The 22,466-nt window shown below is 65.3% G+C and carries 17 protein-coding genes; 4 read left to right on the top strand and 13 right to left on the bottom strand.

Annotated features, from left to right (window positions below):
* Window positions 1-54 precede the first annotated feature (54 nt).
* The gene (locus AAGA68_07990) at window positions 55-2,889 is read left to right on the top strand and encodes a TonB-dependent receptor (GenBank protein ID MEM9384989.1); all 2,835 of its coding nucleotides are present in this window, start codon (window positions 55-57) and stop codon (window positions 2,887-2,889) included.
* A gap of 16 nt (window positions 2,890-2,905) precedes the next feature.
* On the opposite strand, the gene AAGA68_07985 is transcribed toward AAGA68_07990, so the two are convergent.
* Together AAGA68_07985 and AAGA68_07980 are read right to left on the bottom strand one after the other, a co-directional pair.
* On the bottom strand, window positions 2,906-4,393 hold the full coding sequence (locus AAGA68_07985) for a HAMP domain-containing sensor histidine kinase (GenBank protein ID MEM9384988.1): 1,488 nt from the start codon (window positions 4,391-4,393) through the stop codon (window positions 2,906-2,908).
* Between the two features lie 31 nt (window positions 4,394-4,424).
* A complete protein-coding gene (locus AAGA68_07980) occupies window positions 4,425-5,129 on the bottom strand; it encodes a response regulator transcription factor (GenBank protein ID MEM9384987.1) in 705 nt (234 codons plus the stop codon).
* 138 nt (window positions 5,130-5,267) lie between these two features.
* Here AAGA68_07980 and csrA point away from each other — a divergent pair, with 138 nt between their 5' ends.
* Window positions 5,268-5,474, top strand: a complete 207-nt coding sequence (csrA, locus tag AAGA68_07975) for a carbon storage regulator CsrA (protein ID MEM9384986.1) — start codon at window positions 5,268-5,270, stop codon at window positions 5,472-5,474.
* A gap of 111 nt (window positions 5,475-5,585) precedes the next feature.
* A complete protein-coding gene (locus AAGA68_07970) occupies window positions 5,586-5,936 on the top strand; it encodes a hypothetical protein (protein MEM9384985.1) in 351 nt (116 codons plus the stop codon).
* Here the strand turns inward: AAGA68_07970 and AAGA68_07965 are convergent.
* The 10 genes from AAGA68_07965 to AAGA68_07920 all read right to left on the bottom strand — a co-directional run bounded on the left by AAGA68_07965 (window position 5,933) and on the right by AAGA68_07920 (window position 19,793).
* Complete coding sequence (locus AAGA68_07965; GenBank protein ID MEM9384984.1) at window positions 5,933-6,604, bottom strand: ABC transporter substrate-binding protein; 672 nt, start codon at window positions 6,602-6,604, stop codon at window positions 5,933-5,935. The genes AAGA68_07970 and AAGA68_07965 overlap by 4 nt on opposite strands.
* A gap of 28 nt (window positions 6,605-6,632) precedes the next feature.
* Window positions 6,633-7,766 carry a glycosyltransferase gene (locus AAGA68_07960; GenBank protein ID MEM9384983.1) on the bottom strand — a complete coding sequence of 378 codons (1,134 nt, stop codon included), beginning with the start codon at window positions 7,764-7,766 and terminating at the stop codon, window positions 6,633-6,635.
* Window positions 7,767-7,838: 72 nt separating this feature from the next.
* A complete protein-coding gene (gene hpnH / locus AAGA68_07955; GenBank protein MEM9384982.1) occupies window positions 7,839-8,990 on the bottom strand; it encodes an adenosyl-hopene transferase HpnH in 1,152 nt (383 codons plus the stop codon).
* Between the two features lie 92 nt (window positions 8,991-9,082).
* Window positions 9,083-9,640: an isopentenyl-diphosphate Delta-isomerase gene (gene idi / locus AAGA68_07950; protein ID MEM9384981.1), complete on the bottom strand. Its 558-nt coding sequence runs from the start codon at window positions 9,638-9,640 to the stop codon at window positions 9,083-9,085.
* The gene (locus AAGA68_07945) at window positions 9,633-13,028 is read right to left on the bottom strand and encodes a hydroxymethylglutaryl-CoA reductase, degradative (protein MEM9384980.1); all 3,396 of its coding nucleotides are present in this window, start codon (window positions 13,026-13,028) and stop codon (window positions 9,633-9,635) included. The genes idi and AAGA68_07945 overlap by 8 nt, the downstream gene beginning before the upstream one ends.
* Window positions 13,025-14,020 carry a diphosphomevalonate decarboxylase gene (gene mvaD, locus AAGA68_07940; GenBank protein MEM9384979.1) on the bottom strand — a complete coding sequence of 332 codons (996 nt, stop codon included), beginning with the start codon at window positions 14,018-14,020 and terminating at the stop codon, window positions 13,025-13,027. Before mvaD ends, AAGA68_07945 begins: the two co-directional genes overlap by 4 nt.
* A 173-nt stretch (window positions 14,021-14,193) precedes the next feature.
* The gene (gene hpnA / locus AAGA68_07935) at window positions 14,194-15,183 is read right to left on the bottom strand and encodes a hopanoid-associated sugar epimerase (protein MEM9384978.1); all 990 of its coding nucleotides are present in this window, start codon (window positions 15,181-15,183) and stop codon (window positions 14,194-14,196) included.
* Window positions 15,180-17,753 (bottom strand): MMPL family transporter, encoded by a 2,574-nt coding sequence (locus AAGA68_07930; protein ID MEM9384977.1) that lies wholly within the window; start codon window positions 17,751-17,753, stop codon window positions 15,180-15,182. The genes hpnA and AAGA68_07930 overlap by 4 nt, the downstream gene beginning before the upstream one ends.
* An 84-nt stretch (window positions 17,754-17,837) precedes the next feature.
* A complete protein-coding gene (locus AAGA68_07925; protein ID MEM9384976.1) occupies window positions 17,838-18,635 on the bottom strand; it encodes a purine and other phosphorylase-like protein, family 1 in 798 nt (265 codons plus the stop codon).
* Between the two features lie 6 nt (window positions 18,636-18,641).
* Window positions 18,642-19,793 (bottom strand): phytoene/squalene synthase family protein, encoded by a 1,152-nt coding sequence (locus AAGA68_07920; protein MEM9384975.1) that lies wholly within the window; start codon window positions 19,791-19,793, stop codon window positions 18,642-18,644.
* A 291-nt stretch (window positions 19,794-20,084) separates the two neighbouring features.
* Here AAGA68_07920 and AAGA68_07915 point away from each other — a divergent pair, with 291 nt between their 5' ends.
* Entirely contained in the window at window positions 20,085-21,356 is a 1,272-nt protein-coding gene (locus AAGA68_07915; GenBank protein ID MEM9384974.1) for a sulfotransferase, read from the top strand.
* Here AAGA68_07915 and AAGA68_07910 read toward each other — a convergent pair.
* Window positions 21,353-22,423, bottom strand: coding sequence for a saccharopine dehydrogenase NADP-binding domain-containing protein (locus AAGA68_07910; GenBank protein ID MEM9384973.1), 1,071 nt, complete (start codon window positions 22,421-22,423; stop codon window positions 21,353-21,355). The two genes, AAGA68_07915 and AAGA68_07910, sit on opposite strands and share 4 nt — an antisense overlap.
* Window positions 22,424-22,466: the final 43 nt, after the last annotated feature.

Here is a 22,466-nt window from a genome sequence, read left to right as displayed (position 1 = left end):
AAAGCTTTCGGCTGCAGGACGCGGCACGAAGCAGGCCCTGAGGTACAGCTCTCGATGCACCCTTTCCGCCCCCCGGACAACCTGGTCGCACGCCCCCGCACGTTGTGTCAATTGGCCCTCGTGCCAACGCTGGCTGCACTGCTCGTGGCCGCCATTCCGGTCGCCTCGGGTCAGCCCGCTGCCACGGAGCAGGCACCGAACGCGCCAGAGACTGGGGCCATCGAGAACGTGATAGTCACCGGCTCGCGCCTCGAGCAGACCTTGATCGAAGGCGCCTACCCGGTGACCACGATCGAGCGTGATGTGCTCGAGCGCAGCGGGGTGGCGAGCATCGGCGAGCTGCTGCAGGAGCTACCCTTCGTCGGGGGCTCGCCCATCAGCACCGGTGTGGGCGCGCGCGGCGCTGGCGGTGGCTTCTCTCGCGGCACCGAGTCCATCGAACTGCGCGGCCTCGGCGAGCAGCGCACCCTAATACTCCTAAATGGTCGACGCTTCGTTCCAGGCGGGAGCGGTGCCAGCGGCATCGTGGACCTCGGCATGATCCCCCTCGCGTGGATCGAGCGGGTGGAGATCCTGAAGACGGGAGCGTCCGTCGAGTACGGTGCGGATGCCGTTGCAGGGGTCATCAATCTGATCACCCGATCGCGCTTCGAGGGGGTGAGCGTGCAGCTTACTGGTGGTAGCACTGACCGTGGCGACGGTGAGAGCGTCTCCCTGCAAGTTACCGCCGGACGATCCATCGGCCGTGCGCAGGTGCTCGGCGGCCTGCAGATCAGCGATCAACAGGCCGTGAGCAAGGGCGATCGCGGGTTTTCCTCCCAACTCCTGACCGTCCAGGGCCCCGACAATGAGATCGTTCCCGACGGCAGTTCTGCGCCACCGCAGGGGAACTTCCGCACCAGCGATGGTCGCCTGACCCTTATCGAGGGCGAAGACGGCGCGCAGGCGAGCGACTTTCGGCCCTTTATCTCTGACGGCCCGCAGACCGATCGCTTCAATTTCAACCCCTTCGAGGACCTGGTGCAGGACTCGCGCAGGCTTAGCGCCTTCATCGAAGCGACCTTGCCGATCGGTCAGCGAACGGAATTATTCGCCGAGGCCTTGTACCACCGACGGGACTCGGATCAGCAGCTGGCGCCCTTACCCCTGTTCACCAGCCGCGAGACGGACGTGGTGGTCGATGCGACCAACCTCTTCAACCCCTTCGGCGAAACGCTGACCGATGTACGACGTCGCCTGGTGGAAGCCGGGCCGCGGGAGTTTATCCAGGATAACCGCGCGTGGCGCGGCGTGCTTGGGGCGCGGGGCGATCTAGGCAACTGGCGATGGGATGCGAGCCTGAACCAAGCGCGCAACGAGACCAAACAGCGGCAAACGGGCGACCTGCTGGACGATCGCCTGCGTGCCGCTCTGGGCCCGTCGTTCATCGATTCGGCCGGACGCGCTACCTGCGGTACGCCCACCGCGCCGATTGCCGACTGCGTGCCCCTGAACCTGTTCGGCGGGCCTGGCAGCATCGATAGCGCCATGCTGGCGTTCATCGGCGCGGACCTCGAGGACGTCGGCGTCAACGAGCAGACCGTCGTGTCCCTGAACGCCGGGGGCAGCCCCCTGCGCCTGTGGGCAGGTGATCTCTCCATGGCGGTGGGCTACGAGTACCGGCGCGAGGAAGGACGCGACCAGCCCGACGCCCAGACCCTTGCGGGCAATACCAGCGGCGCGGCGCGGGCCATCACCGAAGGCAGCTTCGAGAGCAACGAGGTGTACCTTGAATTGGGTGTGCCCTTGGTGGTGAACCAGCCGTTCGCACAGGCCCTCGAGCTGGAGCTGGGCACGCGCTTGGTCGACTACTCGAGCTTCGACTCGCGCAGCGTGTTCGACGTAGGTCTGCACTGGCAGCCGGTGTCCCCGGTGGTGGTGCGCGCTGCCTGGTCCCAGGCGTTTCGTGCGCCAAACGTGGGTGAGCTGTTCGGCGGCGTCACCCAGTCCAATCCGGCGATCGACGATCCGTGCGCCGATTTCTCCCCCTTGAGCGCGAGCGCGATCGAGCGCTGCATCGCCCAGGGCGTGCCCGCCGACGGCAGCTTCGATCAAACGGGCAACGAGACGCCTCAGCTAGGGGGTGGCAACCCGCAGCTTGCGCCGGAGGAGGCGCAGATCATCACCGCCGGTATCAGCTGGCGAGCGGCAACCCCCTACGCCCTGGAGGTAGCCCTCGACTACTACGACATCGAGATCGACGGTGCGATCGGAGCGCTCGGCGGCAACACGGTCCTCTCCCAGTGTCTGGCGACGGGCCAGGCCGTGTTCTGCGACCGGATCCAACGCGATGGCGCCGGCAACATCATGCAGATCGAAACGGCTCTGCAGAACATTGCCCAGGAGACAGCGCGCGGAATGGATCTCTCGGTTCTGGCGGAACATGGGGGTCCTAGTGATCTCACCCTGACGCACAACGTGACCTTGAGCCGTGTGCTGCGCCGAGATCTCATCGCGTTCCCGGGCGCCGAACCCTTCGTAGGCGTGGGCGAGTTCGATCCCGATCGCTTCGGCGCCATCCCCCGCTGGCGAGGCAACTACCGCCTCGGCGTGAGCCGCGGTCGCTGGAGCGCTGGCTACGAGGCCCTGTGGATCGGCGCCCTTCGCGAACGCGGCGGCGAGGTCACCGCCAACACGACGCGCGCCATCGGCGCTCGCGTCTACCACGATGTCACCATCAGCCGTGATTTCGATGTCGGCACCCGGGTGACCCTCGGCGTAGACAACGTGAGCGACCGCGATCCCCCGTTCTTCGCCAACGCCGACGAAGCCAATACCGACGTCACCACCTACCCCTTGCTCGGGCGTACCGCCTGGCTACGCCTCGGCCATCGCTTCGGCGGTCGCTGAGGTTGGCGCGAATGCCTCAGGCCCGGTGCGCCGGCAGAGTGAAGCGGAAGGTCGTCCCTTCACCAGGCGCGCTCGTCACCGTGATTTCGCGCGCGTGCAGATCGATGGCGCGCTTGACGATGGCAAGGCCTAAGCCGGTGCGGTTGGCCGCCGCCCCCGATCCTGGATCCGGCGCTCGGTAGAGCCGCTCAAACACGTGGGGAAGGTCTGCCGCCGGGATTCCGCGGCCCGTGTCCTCGACCGTCACCAGGACCTCGCCATCGAGGTCGGCCTCGGCACCGCGGGCACGCACGATCACCCGGTCGCTCGGGTCCGTGTGCTTGATCGCATTGTCGATCAGGTTCTCCAGCACGCGCTGGATCAACGCGATGTCCGCCACCACCCACGGCGTGTCTCGGTCCAGATCAGCCTCCAGGGTGATCCGCGAGGCCTCGGCGCGCAGTTGATAGGTCTGGGTGATGTCGAAGATCAGCTCGGTCAGGGAGAAGGGCTCGGCCTTGGCGCCGTCCTGTTCCGAATCGAGCTGCGAGAGCTCGAACAGCTGATCGACCAAACGGTTGAGCTGCTCGCCGTGGCGCCGCGCGATGGTGAGGTAGTGCTGGCGTCCCTCGTCATCGAGTTCAGGTTGCTTCAACTGCAGGGTCTCAATGTAGCCAAGCATCGCAGCCAGCGGCGTGCGTAGATCGTGCGAGACGTTGGTGACGAGCTCGCGACGCAACCCGTCCAATCGCTTTAGGGCGTTCACCTGCTCGATGATGCGTTCGGACATGTCGCTGTAGGCGAGGGCGAGACGGTCCACCTCATCGCCGTTCGCGCGCCCCAGGCGCGGCGGCTCGCTGGCCGAGAAGTCGCTGGCGCGGTAAGCCTCCACGGTCCGCGTTAGTTGACGTAGTCTACGGGTTAGGAGGTTGAAGATGAGCAGGCCCGCGAGGAACGCGAACAGGGCGCTCACCACCACGCCGATCAAGCTTAGGCGCAGCATGAAATTGCTGGCGATGTTCTGGGCCACGGCTTGGTAGCGCTCACTACTCAAGATGGCATAGACGTAGCCCGAGAGCTCACCGTCCTCTTCGAGGGCGGCGGCGGCGAAAAGCTTGCGCGCGTCGTCGCTGCGCGGGTCATCGCCGCGCGTCGGCATGGGTGCGTTGGCAGCGAGGAACTGCTCGATGGGGGCAACATCCACCTGGCGTCGGCGGATCTTCTCTTCTGGTGCGTCGTAGGCGAGGAGGCGGCCGTCGGGATCGAGGAGGTACACCTCGACCGTCGGGTTCACGATCATCACCGTGTGGGCGAGGTCCTTCCAGTCCGAGAGGTTAGGCTCGCCGTCCTGCATCAGCACCTCGTGTTGGAGGATGTACTCCACGATGCTGCTATTCAGACGCTGGGTGATTTCCTGGTAGTAGTAGTCGGCCGCGAAGCGCACCACGAAGAGGAACGCGACGCCGAGCAGGGAGACGAGCACCAGCAGGGAGAGAGCGAGCTTTCCGTACAGGGACTTAAGCATAGGGGGCAAGCGGGGCGAAGGGCGCCGGCGCTCAGGGGCCGATGTCGACGCCGAACTTGTAACCGACACCCCACACGGTCACCACGTAGGTCGGATTTGAGGGGTCTGGCTCCACTTTGGCGCGTAGCCTGTTGATGTGGGTGTTTACGGTGTGTTCGTAGCCATCATGGCCGTATCCCCACACCGAGTCGAGGAGCTGCGCGCGGGTGAACACCTTGCCAGGCGCGCGCGCGAAGTGCGTAAGTAGGTCGAATTCCTTCGCGGTCAGATCGATCGGCTTTTCATCGACGTGCACTTCGCGCCGATCGAGGTCGATTTGCAGCGCGCCGGCGCGCAGCTCGCTGGCCGGCTCGTCACCGCGTTCGAGGAGCTCGACCCGGCGGAAAATGGCTTTTATGCGCGCCAAAAGCTCGGGAATGCTGAAGGGCTTGGTGATGTAGTCGTCGGCACCGATATCGAGACCGCTCGCCCGATCGCCTTCACCAGACTTGGATGTGAGCATTACGATGGGTACATAATACGGCTGTTCGCGAAGCCGGCGGCATATTTCCAGGCCGTCGACGCCGGGCAGGCGAAGATCCAGCAGGATCAGGTCCCAGCGCGAGGCGAGGGCAAGTCTGAGCCCTTCGCTGCCGTCGCTGGCAATCTGCGGATCCTCCGCCAGCTCGCGTAGGTGCAGCCGAAGGAGGCGGGCGATATCGGGCTCGTCTTCGATGATTAGGATTCGTCGGCTCATGATGATGCGTGTGGTTCGTAAGCGCGCGTCGGTTACAGCGGACGGGGGATTTGCTCGATTCGGGGCCAGCTCGGCCGGGTCGAGCGTGAGGCCGCGAGCTCAGCTCACGGGACAGGGATTTACGAGCGAGGGATTGTCATGCTTGTGCTCAGCCGGCGAATCGGGGAAGCGATCGTAGTGGGTGGCAACATCCGCATTGTGGTGCTGTCCGTAACGGGGAACTCAGTGCGTTTCGGGGTAGAGGCGCCACGTTCGATTTCCGTGCATCGCGAAGAGGTGCTGAAGCAGATCGACCTGGACGAGGAGGAGCTTCCTCCCGCTACCCGCCAACCTCACAGCGGGTAGTCCGCCCTGAGTCACCCTCGACGCCGCGAGCTCTTCCCGGCGTCCCGTTTCTCAATGCGCGCCTCCCCGGTTGTCTTTGGGCTCTTGTCCACCGTGGCTCTCAGTGCCTGCGTGAGTGTCATCCGTACGCTCCCGGACGGCAGTACGGAGCGATTGCGCGGGGAGTCGATTCGCGCTTACGCCGGTGAGGTGTTTCGTCGCCATAACGCGGCGAGCAGCGCTTTGCTCGAAGCCTTGCCCTTTCTCGAGGCAGAGGCTCCTGAGGTCGCCGAGAAGCTGCTTGGCGCTGAGGAGACGATGAACAGCGCCTGCGCGCCCGTCGATGCGGTAGCCGTGCGTCATCGTGACGGAGAATCGGTGGATCTGGGGGACCAGCTGGCCTTCGCGCGTGCGCTGGAGTCGTGCGAGCGGGAGACCGCGGCGCTGGAAACGCTGCTGGCCGCTGCCAGCGGATCGGCCTAGGCCTCGCTGGATCGCTCTGCCAGCGCCAGGCGCTGACGCTCCAGTTCCTCGATAAGGCCCTCGAACCCACTCTCAGTGATCAGGGTTGAGTACTCCGCTCGCTTCAGGGCCAAATCGCTCACGCCGTCCACGATGATATTGACGATGCGCCACTGCTCGCCTGATTGGCGCAACAGGTAGTCGAAGCTATGGCGCTTCGCGGGCGTGATCAGTTCCGCGCTTACGCGGCGTTGTCCAAAGCTCCCGTCGCGCTCGTCCGTAATGGTGAAGCGCTCGCCGGCGAACTCGGCGAAGCGCCTGGCGTACGTGGCCAAACTCAGCGCAGTGAAGCTTTCGATGAAGCGCTCACGGTCTGCATCCTCCAACACACGCCATGCGCGGCCGAGCACAATGCGCGAGATGTAGGCAAAGTCGTGGCTATCCAGCACCGCTTGGTTGAGCGTCGCAACGGCCGCACCCTGATTTGCCAAATCGGTGCTTGCCGCGCTGCCCATATAGGCGAGGAGCCTGCCTTGTAGCGCATCCACCACTGCGACTGGCGCGCTGGCCTGGTGCGGCGCCGGGGTGGCGGCGTGATGATCCGCAAGGCACGGGTTAGGCAGCCAGGCCAGTATTGCCGACAGCGCGATAGCCGTAGCAGGTGCTGAAACTCGCTGCGGATGACTCATCTGGAAGACCTCACTCACTGGGGAAACACTACCGTGTGACAATCCTCGCGTACTCGCGATCCTTCCAGCGGGCCCGAATGCCACGCCAGCTGCTCCATGCCGAGCTCCAGGTCATGGCGAGGTACAGACTGGCGACTGGCGGCAGGGTGAGCGCCAGAGCCCACGGCAGCCCGTAGAAGCGAATCGTAGGGGCATAGCTGATGGCCATCGCTGCGAGCGCGATCAGGGCGGCGAGGCGCGTCTGTAGATCGGTGGAGAGAAGCAGCGCTGCCACGGGCACCAGCAAGCTTGCGACCATCGCTGCCGTACAGGCCAGCAGCGCCCACGGGGACTCACCCAATTGAGTGTAGGCCGTGCGCGCCACCATGGCCCAGGTGTCGCTCAAGCGGCGGTACCGGCGGGTACTGACTACCTGCCGCGAGAGGCCGATCCATATGCGATAGCCGGCGTCCTTGATGCGCCGGGCAATGGTGCAATCGTCGATCACGGCCTCGCGCAGGCTCGCGACACCCCCCACGGCGTCGAGCGCGTCGGCACGAAGCAGCATGCAGCCCCCAGCGCCGGCGTGAAAGCGCTTGCAGGTGCCGTTCGCGAGGGCAAATGGATAGATCAGCTTGAAGAAGTAGACGAAGGCCGGCATCAGCAACTGCTCCCAGAAGCTCTCCATGGCGAGCGATGCCATCACCGACACCAGGCCTGCGCCGCTGCCTGCTTGCCGATCGCGCAACGCTGCGAGGACGCCTGACCCCAGGGTGATGTCTGCGTCGACCAAGAGCACGAACGGGGTCCGTACCTCGGCGATGCCCTGATGGAGGGCCCAAAGCTTGCCCGTCCACCCCATCGGCAAGGGCTGTCCGGCGAGCACTTCCACGTCGGGTACGCTGCGAGCGATGTTGGCGGTGTCGTCGGTCGACTGGTCGTCGACGATGAGGATGCGCAGCTGCGCACTCTGCTCGCGCAGTCCGGCGAGCGTTTGCCGTATGTGTGCCGCCTCGTTGCGGGCTGGGACCACCGCGGTAACCCCCACCCCCGGGTCTGCCGTGGGCGGGGACTGGATGCTGTTCAGGCGTTCGCGCGTGCGCCAGGGCTGCCACGGCAGCAGCAGCAGGGCGACCCACATGATTGCGGCCGCAACGGCGCCGACGAAAAGAAAAGCGGCCATCAGCGTGAGGGTGCCGGTGGCCGCTGCCGCGACTGCACGTGGTGGGGCATGCGCGCGTCGCAGCGCGGTCGCTTAGTCGTCGCGCGAGGCGCTGGCGCGCTGGCCGATGCTGCCGACGGGAATGCTGGCGATCGCGCCTCCAGCACCGTCTTCCTCGTTCGTCGAGCCGTCGTAGAGGACGGGGAAATCGGGCGCCATGGGTCCCTCGGTCTTCGGTCCGCGCATGGCAACCCACAGGGCCTTGAGCGGATTGTTGAAGGTGTCAACGACTGACGTACCCTCGTAGCCACAGTGCGCCATGCAGTTGTCGCACTTCGGATGGCGGCCGGTGCCGTAGCGTTGCCAGTTGGTCTCTTCCATCAGCTTGGCGAAGCTAGAGGTGTAGCCCTCCTCTGCCATTAGGTAGCACGGCTTCTGCCAACCGAAGATGTTGTAGGTGGGGTTGCTCCAGGGGGTGCACTGATACTTCTGGTTGCCAGCGAGGAAGTCGAGGAACAGGCTCGAGTGGTTGAAGGTCCACTTGTGCTTGCCCTGCTTGCCGATGCGGAAGATGTCCCGGAACAGATTGCGCGAGGTGGTGCGGCCCAAGAACACGTCTTGCTTAGGCGCATGCTCGTAGCTGTAACCGGGGGACACCGTGATGCCCTCGACGTCGAGCTCGGCTACCGTATCGAAGAACTCCGCGACCTCCTTGGGGTCCTCGCCAGCGAAGAGCGTGCAGTTGATCGTCACGCGGAAGCCGCGCTCCGTGGCCGCCTTGATGGCATTGATCGCCTTTACGTACACGCCATCACGGCACACCGACTCGTCGTGGCGCTCTTCGTTGCCGTCGAGATGCACGGAGAAGGTGAGATAGGGCGACGGCTCGTAATCCTTGAGCTTCTTCTGCAGCAGGATCGCGTTAGTGCACAAGTAAACGAACTTCTTGCGTTCGATGATGCCACGCACGATCTCGGGCATCTCCTTGTGAATGAGTGGTTCACCGCCTGGGATCGATACCATCGGCGCGTCGCACTCGTCGACCGCCTTGAGCGCCTCATCCACCCCGACGCGCTTGGCGAGGATGTCGTCCGGATAGTCGATCTTACCGCAACCGGCGCAGGCCAGATTGCACTGGAACAGCGGCTCGAGCATCAGCACCAGCGGATAGCGCTTGACGCCGCTCAGCTTCTTGCCGAGCAGGTACTTCGCTACCTTGTATGTCTGGATCGCGGGAATGCCCATCGAAACCTCCGTTTTTTGTATTTTCCGTGCGTTCGAGAGGGCTCACCGTTCAGGCGGCGAGCACCGAGTCGTGTATGTGTTCTTGCCCTTGCCTAGAGGGTCTCGCGCACCCGTTCCCACTCCAGCATCAGCCAGGGCGTGAAGCGCTCCGGGTACGCGGCGATCTCCGCGTCCAGCTCCGCAGGGGTCACGTAGCGATAGTCGGCGATCTCGTTGGCGTTGACCACCGGCGCCTCATCGGTCACCCCTTTGTATACCCAGCACAACTCGTGCTCGGCGCCTTCTGAGCCAAAGGATGCCTGATAGATGAATTTGTATAGGAAGTGCAGTTCGCAGTTTAGGTGCAGCTCCTGATGCAGTCGGCGCACGGAGGCCTCCGCCATGCTCTCGCCGCGACGTGGGTGGCTACAGCAGCTGTTGGCCCAATAGCCGCCCCAGAGGCGCTTTTGCTCACTGCGCTGTTGAAGCAGTACCCGTCCGGTGCTGTCGAACACGAAGACGGAGAAGGCCCGGTGCAGGATGCCATCGCCGTCATGGCAGGCACCCTTGCTCAGAAAGCCGATCTCCTGGTCCTGCTCGTCGACGAGGATCAGCTCCTCGTCCTCCGAGGACACGACCTCGTGTTTGATCGCCGCCGCGCGGTTATCCAATTTTCACCTCCATCGCCTGATAGCCAGCGTCCTGCATGGCCCTTACCACGCGATCCGAATCCTCGGGGCAGATGGCGATGATCGAACCACCGCCGCCGCCGCCTGTGAGCTTAGCGCCCACCGCACCATTCTCGCGTGCGATTTGGATCAACTCCTCAACCTCCCAGCACGACACCTGTAGCGCGTTTAGGAAGCCCTGGCAGATGTTCATCAACTCACCGAGCTGATCCAGGTCGTTGTCATCGATCGCGCGAATGCCTTGCAGGGTCAGCGAGTCGATTTCGTCAAAGATGCGCTCGTAGCGCTTGGGGTTGCGCTCCCAAGCGGCGCGAACACGCGCTACCATCTTCGCTGTTAGGCTCTCAACGCCCGTCATGCCGACCACTACAGGGATTGGCTCGGACACCGTTAGCTCCTTCATCACCGGCGGATCGCCGGGACGATAGAGCATGAAGCGACCGTACGTGGCGAGTGTATTGTCTACCCCTGACGGTGTGCCGTGCGCCACCTTCTCAGACTCGAAGGCGAGGTCATTCACCTGCGCATCCGATAAGCCCAACCCGAAATGTTCGTTCAGTGCGCGGATGATGGCAACTGCAACGGCCGCGGAGCCCCCCAATCCCATCGCTCGGGGGACGTTGGGGAACACCTCGATGCGCATCGGTCGGTCAGTCAGTCCGAGCTTTTGCAGAATGAGCCCACTCGGCTTGTGGAACGACTGGGGCTGTGCGGCGTCCGGGTGCATGCGCTGTTCTACGCCCCAACGGGGAATCAACAGAGAGACGCCTTCGTCGGCATCCTCGACCCTTGCCTCGATGGCGAGGGGCACAGGAGCTGCCACCGCATGGCGCCCATACACGACTGCGTGTTCGCCTAATAGGATCGCCTTGCCGTGTCCAGCCGCGGTAGAGCTGCGACGCTTGTTACGTACGATTTCCTTCGGGGCCGTGGGGGCGCTCTCCGCCTGCTGTGCGGACAGCTCAGCGATTATCTCGCGCGCTCGCCAGATCTTGATCTGGTGGGACTCGATCAAGCGCTCCACTACCGCCTCGAACAGCTCCGGCGGTGCACCGGCTGCGTGGGCGCAGCTTCGCGCGTGCAAGGTCATGTGCCCTTGCTGAATGCCCTCGGTACTCAGCGCGCGCAAGGCAGAGAAGTTTTGGCCGAGGCCGACGGCACCCATCACTTCCGCTAGCTCTCGAGCGGTGCGCACACCCAGCAGGCGCAGATTGACGGCCACGGTGGGATTGGACTGCAGCGGTCCGCCGACCGTGCCTACCTTGATCGGCATTTCCAGGGAGCCGACGAGATCACCGTTATCGTTGCTGTTCCAGTGGGTGAGCGAGGTGTAGCGATTGCCACGGGCGGCGTAGGCATGCGCCGCCGCCTCGATGGCGCGCCAGTCGTTGCCAGTGGCGAGGGCGAGGGCGTCGATGCCATTCATCACGCCCTTATTGTGGGTGGAGGCGCGGTAGGGGTCGACGGCTGCAAACTCAGAGGCGAGGATGATGCCATCGCGCACCTGTTCTCCGGAGAAGCCCTTGCCGGCAAGCTGCTCCACAGGAATGACGGCCTTCGCCTTCACCATGGCGCGGTCGGTCAGATTGGACAGGATCCGCAAGAAGACCTTGCCGCCCGTGATGTTCTCGACCAAGGAGGCCACACCTTCGCACATGGTGTTGACCAGGTTGGCACCCATTGCGTCGCGCGTATCCACGAGCAGGTGGCCCACGAGCATGTCGTTGCCGCCGGACGGCGAGGGGTGGATGAATACCTCGAGGTCTCGTGCGCCGCCGCCGCGGGCCACCATGTTCGGGTGCAAGCTATTGGCGAGATTGACTACTTCGTCGCGATTGGAGAGCAGGGCAGCACGCGCCTTCGAAGGATGTGGCACGCCGACCACTTGAATCTGTCCGATGAGGATCGGATCTGTGCTCTCGGTGATAAAGCCACCGGCAGCACGCACGACTTTCGCGGAGGAGGACAGGGCGGCGACGATGGAGGGCTCCTCGACCACCAGGGGCACGACGTACTCCCGGTCGTTGATCAGGAAGTTCAGGCCTAGGCCAACCGGCAAGCCCATCACGCCGATGACGTTTTCGATCATCTTGTCGGCGTTCTGGATGCTGAGCGTGTGTTCGCCGCTGGCGAGTGCCTGGTAGTCCGCTTTGGAGAGCAGGCCCTTCTCCCTGACCTTCTTTACCCGGTCTTCGACCGACAGCTTGTAGAACTCCGGTATCCGTGAGCTTTGCACGTTTGACTCCGTCTCCACTTCCAATCCCTTCGGATCCACCGCCAGATCTAACGGCTGGTAGCCCCGTTCGCGCACCAGCTGGCGAAACTTCTCCATCGCCGCTGGGTCCGTGCTGAGCGCCAGGCCGAGATCGCCACCGCCGGCGCCGCAGGGCTTGTACACCACGCCGGTGGTGTCCGCGCACTCCTGCAGGTCAGCGTGATCGCGGCTGACGATGTCCAATCCACTGGCCGTCCCGAGCGCCGCAAGGGCCTGCGTGTACTCGCGCACGCAGCCCAAGAAACCCGGCGCATCGTCCGCTCGACAGGCGTCGACACCTGCCCGTGCCAGCGCTGCCATCGTATCCATGCGCTCGGCGTACTCCTGGCGGTGCGTCGATCGCCAAGCCGCCAGCGTGGCCAAGAACTCCCCCGTCGATGCGCTTGTGCCGGTCCAGACCGGCTGCAGCTGCAGCTGGGCTGGCAGGGTTGCCGCGCCCGCCACAGGTGTTACTACCGGGTCAGGATCGTCATCCTCGAGGCCTGCCTTCTCTAGCCGATACTCGACGGCACCGCCGAAGAGGCTCGCCGCCAGGTCGACCCCGCTGCCGCGCCCGCCCTGAAACTGCCGGTGCATATCGAGCAGCGCGGCTAGCCCCGTGGCATCTCGACCAAAGGGCTCACGGCCGATCAGCTCCAGCAATGCCGAGGCGGCAGCTACCGTGACTGCGGCGCTCGACCCGAGCCCCAGCTTACGCCAGTGCCCACCCCTATTTTCTTGAAAAAACTCAATCGATTCAATGCTTATCCGAAAGGAGCGACAATTTTGCTGCGCTTTTGCCGTCGCTAGTGGTAGGAGCGCCTCTAGCAGTGTGCTGACCAGGCCTAGTCGGCGCTCTAGGGCGTCCGATGACGCGCGCCATTGAACGGCTTGTTCGCGGTAGTGGCCGACGGCACGAAAACGCTCGGGAGCGCGCAGGTGTGCGTCGATCACGGCTGCCACCTGGGCAGGCAGCTCACCCGGGCGGGCGTCCCGCGTCTCCAGCCGCACCCGCGCGCGGCGATCGACGGCTAGCACTAAGGCCGGCGCCCCTTCCAGCACGGCGTACTCACCAAGCACGATCAGTTTGCCCGGGGCGGTGCTGCGGATGATCACGCCGAGCTATCCGCGACGAGCTGTGCGCCGGGCCCTAGGGGTGTATGAATGACCCGCTGGACGCCCTGGACGCTCGCTAGGGCCTCGCGCACTGCAGGTACGTGGGCGGGGGCGCAGACCGCCTTTACCTGCGGTCCCGCATCCACTGTGAAGAACACGGCCAAGGCCTGCCTGCGGCGCAGATCTCGGATGCGGTGAATGCACTCGACGGTGGCACCGTTCCAGTACAGGAGTCCCGGCCGTGCGGACATCGCGAGTCCGTGCATCTTTAGGCAGGACAGCTCACTTACCTCAGCCAGCTTGTCGAAGTCGCGCCCGAGTACGGCTTGTCGCGCTTCGCTCAGATCCCGCTCTTGCGCGGACAGCCAGCCGGACCAGTACGCGGAGGTATCCGCCGTGAGGTTCATGCCCTCGGTTGAGCCTATTTCCTTCTCGCCGCTGGCCGTAATGGCGACGACGACCTCCAGGGGCCAGTCGGCCGCGTCCATCAGCGGTGCGGCAACGGCGTCGCTGCCGTCCTCGCGGCTCCCTCGGGCCATCTCAACGAAGCCACCGAAGATCGATCGTGCAGCCGATCCCGACCCCTCGCGGGCGAGCGCGCTCAGGCGGGCGGCATCGAGGGGCGCCCCATAGGCGTGGGCGGCCGCGAAGACCAGCGCGGCGAAGCCCGAGGCCGAACTCGCAAGGCCCGCACCAGTAGGAAAGTCGTTGTGCGAGTCCACCCGAGCGAAGGGCAGGGCATCTCCGCTCGAGGCTCGCACTCGCGCCAGGGTGGCGCTGACTCGTGCCCGCTGTTTCTCATCCCCTCGCCCGTTGAGCGCGAGCTGATCGGCCTCGAGCTGTGGGTCAGGGGCCACCCGTGTGCGCGTGGTCAAGCCGGCCAAGGTGATGGACAGGGACCCGACGGCGGGCAAGTTACCCGCCACGGACCGCTTGCCCCAGTACTTCACCAGGGCGATGTTGGCGCCGGCGACGGCGCTTACCGCTGGCACGGATTTAGCCTCGCGCGCGCTGCTCGAACAGAAAGGATCATGTGTGATGTGGTCGAAAGATCTGGAGGGCTATGCCGATGGGCCCGTGTTGTCAACGTCCCCCGAGGCGACAACCAGGTGAATCGGAACGTAATGATAATGAAAAATGGCGCGAAACTCCTGGCGCGCCACGCTTAGCGCAGATAGCCGTGCTGCTCGAACCACGCGACGGCGTCCTGTAAGGCCTCCCGTGCCGGGCGGGGCGAGTAGCGCAACGCCTGGCGCGCCTTGGCGCTGTTGAAGTACATCAGCTTGCGCGCCATGCGCGCGCTTTCCACCGTGAGCGTCGGGGTAAAGCCGAACAGGTGCGCCGCCGCCTCGGTGGCGTAGGCGGCGAGCGTCGGCACGATGTGCGGCAGGCGCAGGGAAGGTGCTGTGCGCCCTCGCAAGCACGTCACGGCGGAGATGATTTCGATCAGGCTCATATCATCGCCACCGAGCACGTAGGTTTCGCCGATCGCGCCGTGGCGCTCTGCCAGAAGGTGTCCCTGGGCCACGTCATCCACATGGACCACGTTCAGCCCCGTCTCGACGTAAGCGGGCATGCGCCCCGTGGCCGCATCGACGATGATCTTGCCTGTCGGCGTGGGACGGATGTCGCGAGGTCCGACCGGGGTCGATGGGTTGACGATGACTACGGGGGCACCGTCCTCCTTGGCAATCTCGACGGCGGCGCGCTCTGCGAGATACTTTGAGCGCTTGTAGTGACCGATCATGTCGTCGAGGCTCACTGGGGTGCGCTCATCCCCCGGCACACCTCCCGCTGGAATGCCCAAGGTTGCGACGCTGCTGGTGTACACGATGCGCTCAACCCCCTCAGCGTGGGCGGCGCGCAGCAGCAAGCGCGTGCCCTCTACGTTGGTGCGGTAGATCTCCTCTGGTTCGGGGATCCACAGGCGATAGTCGGCCGCCACGTGGAATACGGCCGAACAACCTCGGACGGCCTCGATCAGCGAGGCGGCATCGGTAAGGTCGGCGGTCACCCGCTCGACGTCTAAGCCCTCCAGGTTGCGTAAGTCGCTTGTGGGCCGCGCAGTCACGCGTACATGTCGACCCTCGCCGAGCAGGGCACGTACCACGGCGGCGCCAACGAACCCAGTGGCGCCGGTCACCAGCGTGGTCAAGGTGTGGCCTCGTCGGTGGTGCTGCCGAGGCTCAACACGGCTGGCAAGACGAGCAAGGTGCACAGGAGGATGAGGCCAAGGCCGACCGCGAGGACGAGGCCCATGCTGGCGGTGCCCGGATGCGCGGACGTGGCCAGGTTGCCGAAGCTCACGATGGTGGTGAGGGCACTGAAGATCACGGCCCGCGCCGTGCTGGTGGCGAGCAGGTTGCCGTCGCCGGGCGGCGCGCTGCGATAGCGATGCACCAGGTGAATGCCGTTGTCCACGCCCATCCCGAGCAGCAGGGGGAGGGCGATGATGTTCGCAAAGTTGAAGTCTACGCCAAGCAGCACGGTGGCCGCGGCAGTGAACACGGAGGCGAGTAGAACAGGCGCCATCACCTGGAAGGTGGCCAGAGGCGAGCGTAGCAGGAGCAGCAACAACACACTCACCAGGATCAACGCGGTCACGATCGCCTGCACGAAGGCCTGTACAACGGCGGCGCCGGCACCGAGCTGAACCACAGGTAACCCCGTCGCGCGCGGGTGCTCGCCGCGCACCTGATCGACGAAGCGTGCCATCGCTGCGTTGTCAGCGAGATTTTCTACCGGGCGCAGCTCTACTCGTTCCCGCCCGTCCACGGCCCGCCAGCGAACGCTCAGCGTCGTGGGCAAGCTGTCGAGGGTGACCGGGCTGGCTGTTAGAGCCGTCGTTAGTCGTCTTAGCTGCGGAGCAAATCCCTCTATTAGGCTTCGCTCCAGCGTATCGAGGGCGGGTCCGCTGGGGTCCCCACGGCGATAGCGCTCGAGGGCCGCGAGGGCTTGAGTCGCCCCCGGGTCACCGTCGCTGGCGAGCTCCTCAAGGGCGTTGCCGAGGGTCATCAGGGCGTTCAGGCGCTGAGCCTGGTCGAGGTCCTGCGGGTCGGCAACCGTCAAGTCCGGCCCGATGATGAACCCGAGTTCCTCGATAAGGGCGAGGCGCTCCTCTTGTTCCGAGGGCACGAAGTTGCGGCGAGTGCGCGCACTCTGCACGAGCGGCAGGCCATCGCTCCGCTCTGCCACCGCCTGCGCTGCCTGTAGGTCGCTGGCCAGTACGCTCAAGATCAGCGGTGAAGTCTGCGGTTCGCCAAGTAGATCTCGGTAGGCGGTGACCGAGGGTGAATCGGGGTCGCGAAGGTTCAGCGGATTCGGGTCGAAACGTACTAGCATCAGCATAGCGACAGCGCCGGCACCGAGCGCTACCGCTAGGCTCACTACTAGGCGGGGGTGGCGTTGGGGCCAGGCACCCCGAGCCGCCCGCCCGGAGCTTGATCCAAGGGGCTGGTCCGCCGTGGGTCTGGGCGTGGGCAGCACGTGGAGCAGCGCAGGCAACACAATGAGGTTAGCCAGCAGCGAGATGTACATCCCCGTGCCCGAGATGAGTCCAAGTTCCGATACGCCCGTGAAGGCGGTGGGGTAGAACGCGAAGAAGCCTATCGAGGTGGTCACTGCGCACAGGATCAGCGACGCCCCCACATCGCTACTCGCTGTTCGCAGGGCCTGGGCACCGTCAACCCCCTCGCGTAGGAGCTCCCGATAGCGCAGGCAGTAGTGCACGCTGAAATCGATGCCGAGCCCGATGTAGAGCACCGCGAAGGCGATGGAGATCAGATTCAACCGTCCCACGGAGAAAGCGGCGAAGGCGGCGGTCAATACGAGCCCGAGAAGTAAGGTGATGAGAGAGGCGAGGACCAGCGTCGCTGATCGTAGGCCCCACAAGAGCACCGCCAGCACCATGCCGAGCGCCAGCATGCCGGCCACGGCCGCCCCTTGGCTGACGCTGCGAAGCTCCTCGTACTCGAGGGCGACCGGGCCGGTCAGGCGAACCTCCACGCCGTGGTCCGGATCGAGTTCAAGGTCCTTTGTGAGCGTATAGATGAACTCGATCGCTGGTCGTGCGGGTGCTACCAATGCGCTGTCGAGGCGCGGTTCGAGCAGGATTACCCGGCGGCGTTCGCTAGCCTCGACTTCGCCGTCCGCGTCCATCAGTTCGAGCCAGGGGAAGCGGTGGAAACGCCGCTCGCTGGCTGCGTCGAGGGCGGAAGTTAGTTCCCGCATTAGGGGCTGCGCATCCAGGTCGCTGCCTTGGTCAGCAGCTCGATTGAGCAGGGTGAACAATTCGGCGAAGCCACGCAGGGTGGGGTCGCGCGACAGGCGCCCGAGAAAGGGCTGAATCTGCGCCAGGCGATCGCCGAGCTGCTGCAGCTGCTGCGTGTCCTGGTACAGCAACCCCTGCCGCGCAAAGTAGTCCTCACTGCTCTCGCCATCGCTGAGGGCGAACAGGTCCTCGCGAGAGGCGATCTCGAGCAGTAAGGTGCGCTGGGCCTTCTCCGCGAGGTCGGCGCTGTCGCCGTCGATCACGACGACGAGCGAGCGCCAGAGGATCGGAAACGCCTCGCGAAACTCGATGAAGTCTCCGCGCCAGTCCAGGTCCGCGGAGATCATGTCGGTGGTATCCGTGTTGATACCGATGTTGTTCACCGTGTACCAGCCGGCGGCGGCGCTCAGAGCGAAGGCGAGCAGCACCCACATCCACGCGCTGCGTTGGATCATCGCGGTTCCACGTGCGAGCCCACGCCCTAGCGCGTTGTTAGGTGAGAACGGATCACTGTGGGAGGACGTGGCCATGGCGTGCGGCTAAGGGTGGCCAGGCTCGCTGAGCAGTCGACCACAGGCGTGCAGGCTCGCCTGGGCGCGCCGCCAGGCCCGGCCGAGGCGCATGAGCGCTGGCAGTTGAGCAGGATCTCGAAGCAGCCTGAGCAACAGGGTAGGCAAGTGGGTCTCACCATCGGCACCCAGGCTGGAGGCGGCCGCCCGCGGAATGGCCATGTCGGCCTCGTCGATGATGACGCGAAAGGTGGAGAAAGGCATGCCCAGACGCTGGGCCTCGCGGGCGTAGGCAGCGCTCTCCATGTCAACGGCGCTAGCGGCGCGCCATCGCTCGCGCAGGGCGTTCTTGGCCTGCGGGGTGCTGACCACCGTGTCCGTGCTGACGAGTGTGCCGGTACGGAGCCTCAACCCACCATCCTGCAGTCGATCGCGGAACGAGGATGGCGGCGGATCTAGGGCCAGGACCTGGGAGCAGCTATCATCGATCAACTCGCTTGCGAGGAGCACATCGCCAGCAACCAGATCGGGTGTCAGGGCACCGGCCACGCCGAAGCCGAGCAGGGCTGGCGTGCCGTCTGTCGAGCGGCCAAGGGCGGTGACGGCGTCTCGCGCGGCGTCAGGTCCCGGGCCGCTCACAAAGATCGCGATCTGGTCGGCAAGGGGCTGGGATCGTCCGATCGACAGGCGCGCGTTGCACAGTGCTGCGGCTTCGCGAGGCAGGGCGCACAGCAGGGTGAGGGCTTGCGGGGTGATGGCAGTGCGCGTTGGCGACTCGGCGCCCTCCCGGGCGGCCGCGGCGGGTGCCCGGCCGTCACGACTCGCCACGGTGCCTTACGCGTTCGCGCTCGTGGGCGCTGTCAGCGGCTCACCCATCGGCGCGAGTGGAAGGCCTTGGGCGATCCGATCGAACAGGAAACGGATGGCTCCGTCGCTGCCGGCGGCAAGGGAGCCCACCAACACCGTCGCTCGCACCGTGTTGCGCGAGACCTTCACTTCCTGGCCCCGGTTGAAGGCCGGGTTGCTGTTGACCTTGCGTAGGGTGAAGATGGCCAAGCCAATGGCCCACAGGCAGAAGCGACGCAAGCCCCGCTCACTGGCGGGGATCAGCAGGGTGTATTCGAGTGCCCGCCGCAGGTGGCTGTGGGCCACGCCGATGAGCTCGCGCATGCCCTCGCCAAACGCGGCCACGTGCTTGCCCGGGGTCAGGTCTGCCAGGTCGAAGCCCAGCGCGTCGAACACATCCCTTGGCAACCAACAGGTGTCCGTGCGACGGTCTTCCCAGACGTCCTTTAGGATGTTCGTCATCTGTAGCCCCTGACCGAAGCAGATCGCCAAGCGGCGCATGTCGTCGCCTCGCTCGGCGATAGCCGGGGAGTAGTCGATGAACAGTTCGGTTAGCATCTCGCCGACGACGCCGGCCACGTAGTAGCAGTATTCGTTGAGCTCTTCGAGGTCCCTGAGGCCACGCAGGCTCTTGTGGTTCTGAAAGCGCGGCATGCCCTCGCACATAATCGTCACGCAGCGCTCGAGGGCCGCACGCTGTGAGGCGTTGAAGCTGTGTGTTACCGCCACCACCCGATCGGTGTGGGCGATCAGTTCGATCTCCGCCGCCAGCATGTCCTTGCTCACCATCGGCACCACCTCGTCGCTGAATGTGCGCGCGTTGCGGGTGCCTGCGATAACCTCGATGAACTGCTCGTGCAGCGCGTGCTTGGCAGCGACGCTGAGCCCGCCGTCGTCCTCGATCGTGTCGGCGATTCGGCACAGCAGGTAGGCGTTTGTCACCACCGTGCGCAGGTCGCCCGGTAGCTGTGGAATGGTCAGGGCGAAGGTGCGCGAAACCTCCGGCAGCACTTGATCCTGATACGCCACGTGCTGCTGCGTCGATCGGGTCTTGGGGGCCGAGGAGGGGGCGGTGGTAGCCGACGTGACTCCGGCGGTGGAATTGCTCCTGAGTTGACCGGTCTCGGTACCACTGGACATGTACGACGGATGCTCGCTCGGTTCGATCGGGCGCGAAACGACGCGCGTGGGCGGGATCTTCTGCGCAGTGCGGCCGCGAAAGTACCACACCTGCGGCCCCCAACGCCATGCTAACTTGCTGCTCTGCACCACAAGCTGCGGTCGCCTGAGAGGTGCACCGCAGTATGCTGCAAGACGCTGATTGCCGAAGTAATTCGGCCACGGTATGGTGCGCCCCTCGCTGGATCTGCCCCGCCAGCTCCCGGCCCACGTGGGCTGGGCATCTTCGATCGCGACGGGAGAGCCTGGTGCATGAGTGAGTCGGCCCATTTCGACCAAGGTCCTTGGTATGTCGGCGCCTACAACGGGTTGGGCGCCGCGGCGTCTGCCATCGGGTTGCGCGGCGATCAGGCGTTCCGACCGGAAGCACTGCGACAAGGGGCCCGCCGACGGGCTATTGGAAGCTACGACTTTGGCGCGCCGCCGCTCGACGAGCCCCTGCGGCGCCTGAGCGAGGACTTCCTCGCCGAGTCCCACGCCAGCCAGACCGGCCGCACGGCGATGCGCGAGCACCTGCTAGAACTGCTTGCCGCGCGCCTACGCCTCACCGGGCGCTGGCACCAACCGCGGAACGTAGGCGCGCTGGAGCCGGTCGAGCGTCCCGTCTTCATCTTCGGATTGCCGCGTACTGGCACCACCTTGCTGCACAACTTGATCGCGCAAGATCCGCAGGTGCGCGTGCCTTGGACTTTCGAGGTGATGATGCCCACCCCGCAGCCGGGCGCCCTGTCGCGAGGAGCGCGTCGCGCGGCCGTGGCGAAGCGCCTGCAGTGGGTGCACCGTTTGGCACCGGCCTTTCGCACCGTGCACGAGGTGAGCGCCAGCTTGCCGCAGGAGTGCATCGCGATCACCGCCTACACCTTGCAGAGCATCGAGTTTCACACGACCCATCGGTTGCCCGGGTATCAGAACTGGCTGGAGGGTAGCGATCAAGTCCCGGCCTATGCCTTCCATCGCCGATTCCTCCAGCACCTGCAGGCGGAGGATCGTGAGGCGGCCGGTTCCGGCCCCTTCGCGCCCAGGCCCTGGGTCTTAAAGGCACCCGGTCACCTGTTCGCGCTCGACGCCTTGTTAGCAGTCTACCCAGATGCCGTGCTCGTGCAGACTCACCGCGACCCACTGGAGGTGGTGGCGTCGATCAGCAGCCATGGGGTGATCTTGCGCAAGGCGTTCAGCCAGCAGGTGGATGTGCAGGAGGTAGCCGTCGATTGGAGTAATCGTTGGGGGCGAGCGCTCGCCCGGACCATGGCCCGGCGCCAGGCAGACGCGAGCCTCGATCAGCGCGTCCTGGATCTGCACTACTCACGACTCCTGGCCGACCCCATGGGAGTGATCGCAGACCTCTATGCCCACGCGGGTCTGTCGCTCGGCGATCTCGCCAGAGAGCGCATGCAGGGGTACCTAGCGTCCAATCCCCAGGGGCGTCACGGGCGCCACCGCTATTCCCTAGAGGGCTTCGGGCTGAATCCGCACCAGGAGGCGGAGCGCTACGCGGACTACCGTCGCTGGCTAAACATCGCCTAGGGGTCCGTCACCACGATCGCACTCGATCCCGGCAGTTCGCTGACGAACTCTGCACCCATGAGCTGACCCGGCGTGTAGTAACCGCCGCTGGGGCGCACCTGCAGGACGTGCTGGGCGATGGCCAGCGCCGCCTCGATCGTGACCTCGTAGCCGTTGGCAGTGCTCAGGCGAGCAATCTTGCGCGCGCCGCCAGGTTCCGACTCCGCCACCTCGCCCCAAAGCGCGGTCCCGTGGGCTGCCCGCGCCGGCGAATCGGGTCCGTGAACCCGCTGACCCGCCACTTCCTTCGCTGCCCAGAGGGCGCCGGGAAGGTGGAGCAGGGGACTGAGCATCCTGAGTTGTCGCAGGCGCCGCAGGGCCCGCGGAGAGATCGGCACGTAGACATCGACATTTGGTATGCCCGTGCTGTGCCAAGCCGTCACTAGGTCGCCCCAGGTGATCGCCATAGCGAGCTTCTCGCCGGCGCCGAAGTCGATGGAACGCGAGCGATGGGCCAGGGGTTCGCGGATCAACCTGCCATCGACGCGCGCGCGCCCGCCCGCCACCAGGCCCTCGATGGAGGTCTTCGTCGTCCCCGGGCTCAAGCGGGATCGCGTATCGAAGGCGAGCGACAGGCGACTGGCGCTAGGCAAGGCAGCGGCAAGGGTCATGGCGATGCAGTCTGTGGGGACCACGTCGAAACCCACGCCCGGGCACACGACGACGCCGGCCTCGCGAGCGCGCGCATCCATCGCCAAGGCAAGTTCAAATACGGCGACCTCGCCCGTGATGTCCAGGTAGTGGGCGCCGACCGACAGCGCCGCCTCGAGCATTGGTCGTGCAGTGGCTGAAAACGGTCCCGCACAGTGCAGTACCAGCTGCACGCCCTGCAGGGCGTCGGGCAGTCCTGGGCCCTCGAGGGCGCAGGTTCGGGCAGGTAGCCGTAGAGCGGCGGCGAGGGCGCACAGGCGTGCGCTGTCGCGCCCGCCGAGTAGGGGCCGTAAGCCGCGTTCGACACAGCGTCTGGCGATCAACTCGCCCGTGTAGCCGTAGGCGCCGTAGACCATAAATCCATCATGCTCAGGCATCTTGTCAGTCCCTTGAGCCGGCCCACCCGGAGCGCGCCAACTT

It is taken from the genome of Pseudomonadota bacterium, from assembly GCA_039193195.1.
Classification (GTDB): domain Bacteria; phylum Pseudomonadota; class Gammaproteobacteria; order Steroidobacterales; family JBCBZW01; genus JBCBZW01.
This window is presented reverse-complemented; position numbering and strand designations above follow the sequence as displayed.

Coding starts and splice junctions, on each gene's coding strand:
- AAGA68_07990 (MEM9384989.1), top strand. CDS start 55: ATGCACCCTTTCCGCCCCCCGGACAACCTGGTCGCACGCCCCCGCACG.
- AAGA68_07985 (MEM9384988.1), bottom strand. CDS start 4,393: ATGCTTAAGTCCCTGTACGGAAAGCTCGCTCTCTCCCTGCTGGTGCTC.
- AAGA68_07980 (MEM9384987.1), bottom strand. CDS start 5,129: ATGAGCCGACGAATCCTAATCATCGAAGACGAGCCCGATATCGCCCGC.
- csrA (MEM9384986.1), top strand. CDS start 5,268: ATGCTTGTGCTCAGCCGGCGAATCGGGGAAGCGATCGTAGTGGGTGGC.
- AAGA68_07965 (MEM9384984.1), bottom strand. CDS start 6,604: ATGAGTCATCCGCAGCGAGTTTCAGCACCTGCTACGGCTATCGCGCTG.
- AAGA68_07960 (MEM9384983.1), bottom strand. CDS start 7,766: ATGGCCGCTTTTCTTTTCGTCGGCGCCGTTGCGGCCGCAATCATGTGG.
- hpnH (MEM9384982.1), bottom strand. CDS start 8,990: ATGGGCATTCCCGCGATCCAGACATACAAGGTAGCGAAGTACCTGCTC.
- AAGA68_07930 (MEM9384977.1), bottom strand. CDS start 17,753: ATGATCCAACGCAGCGCGTGGATGTGGGTGCTGCTCGCCTTCGCTCTG.
- AAGA68_07920 (MEM9384975.1), bottom strand. CDS start 19,793: ATGTCCAGTGGTACCGAGACCGGTCAACTCAGGAGCAATTCCACCGCC.
- AAGA68_07915 (MEM9384974.1), top strand. CDS start 20,085: ATGAGTGAGTCGGCCCATTTCGACCAAGGTCCTTGGTATGTCGGCGCC.
- AAGA68_07910 (MEM9384973.1), bottom strand. CDS start 22,423: ATGCCTGAGCATGATGGATTTATGGTCTACGGCGCCTACGGCTACACG.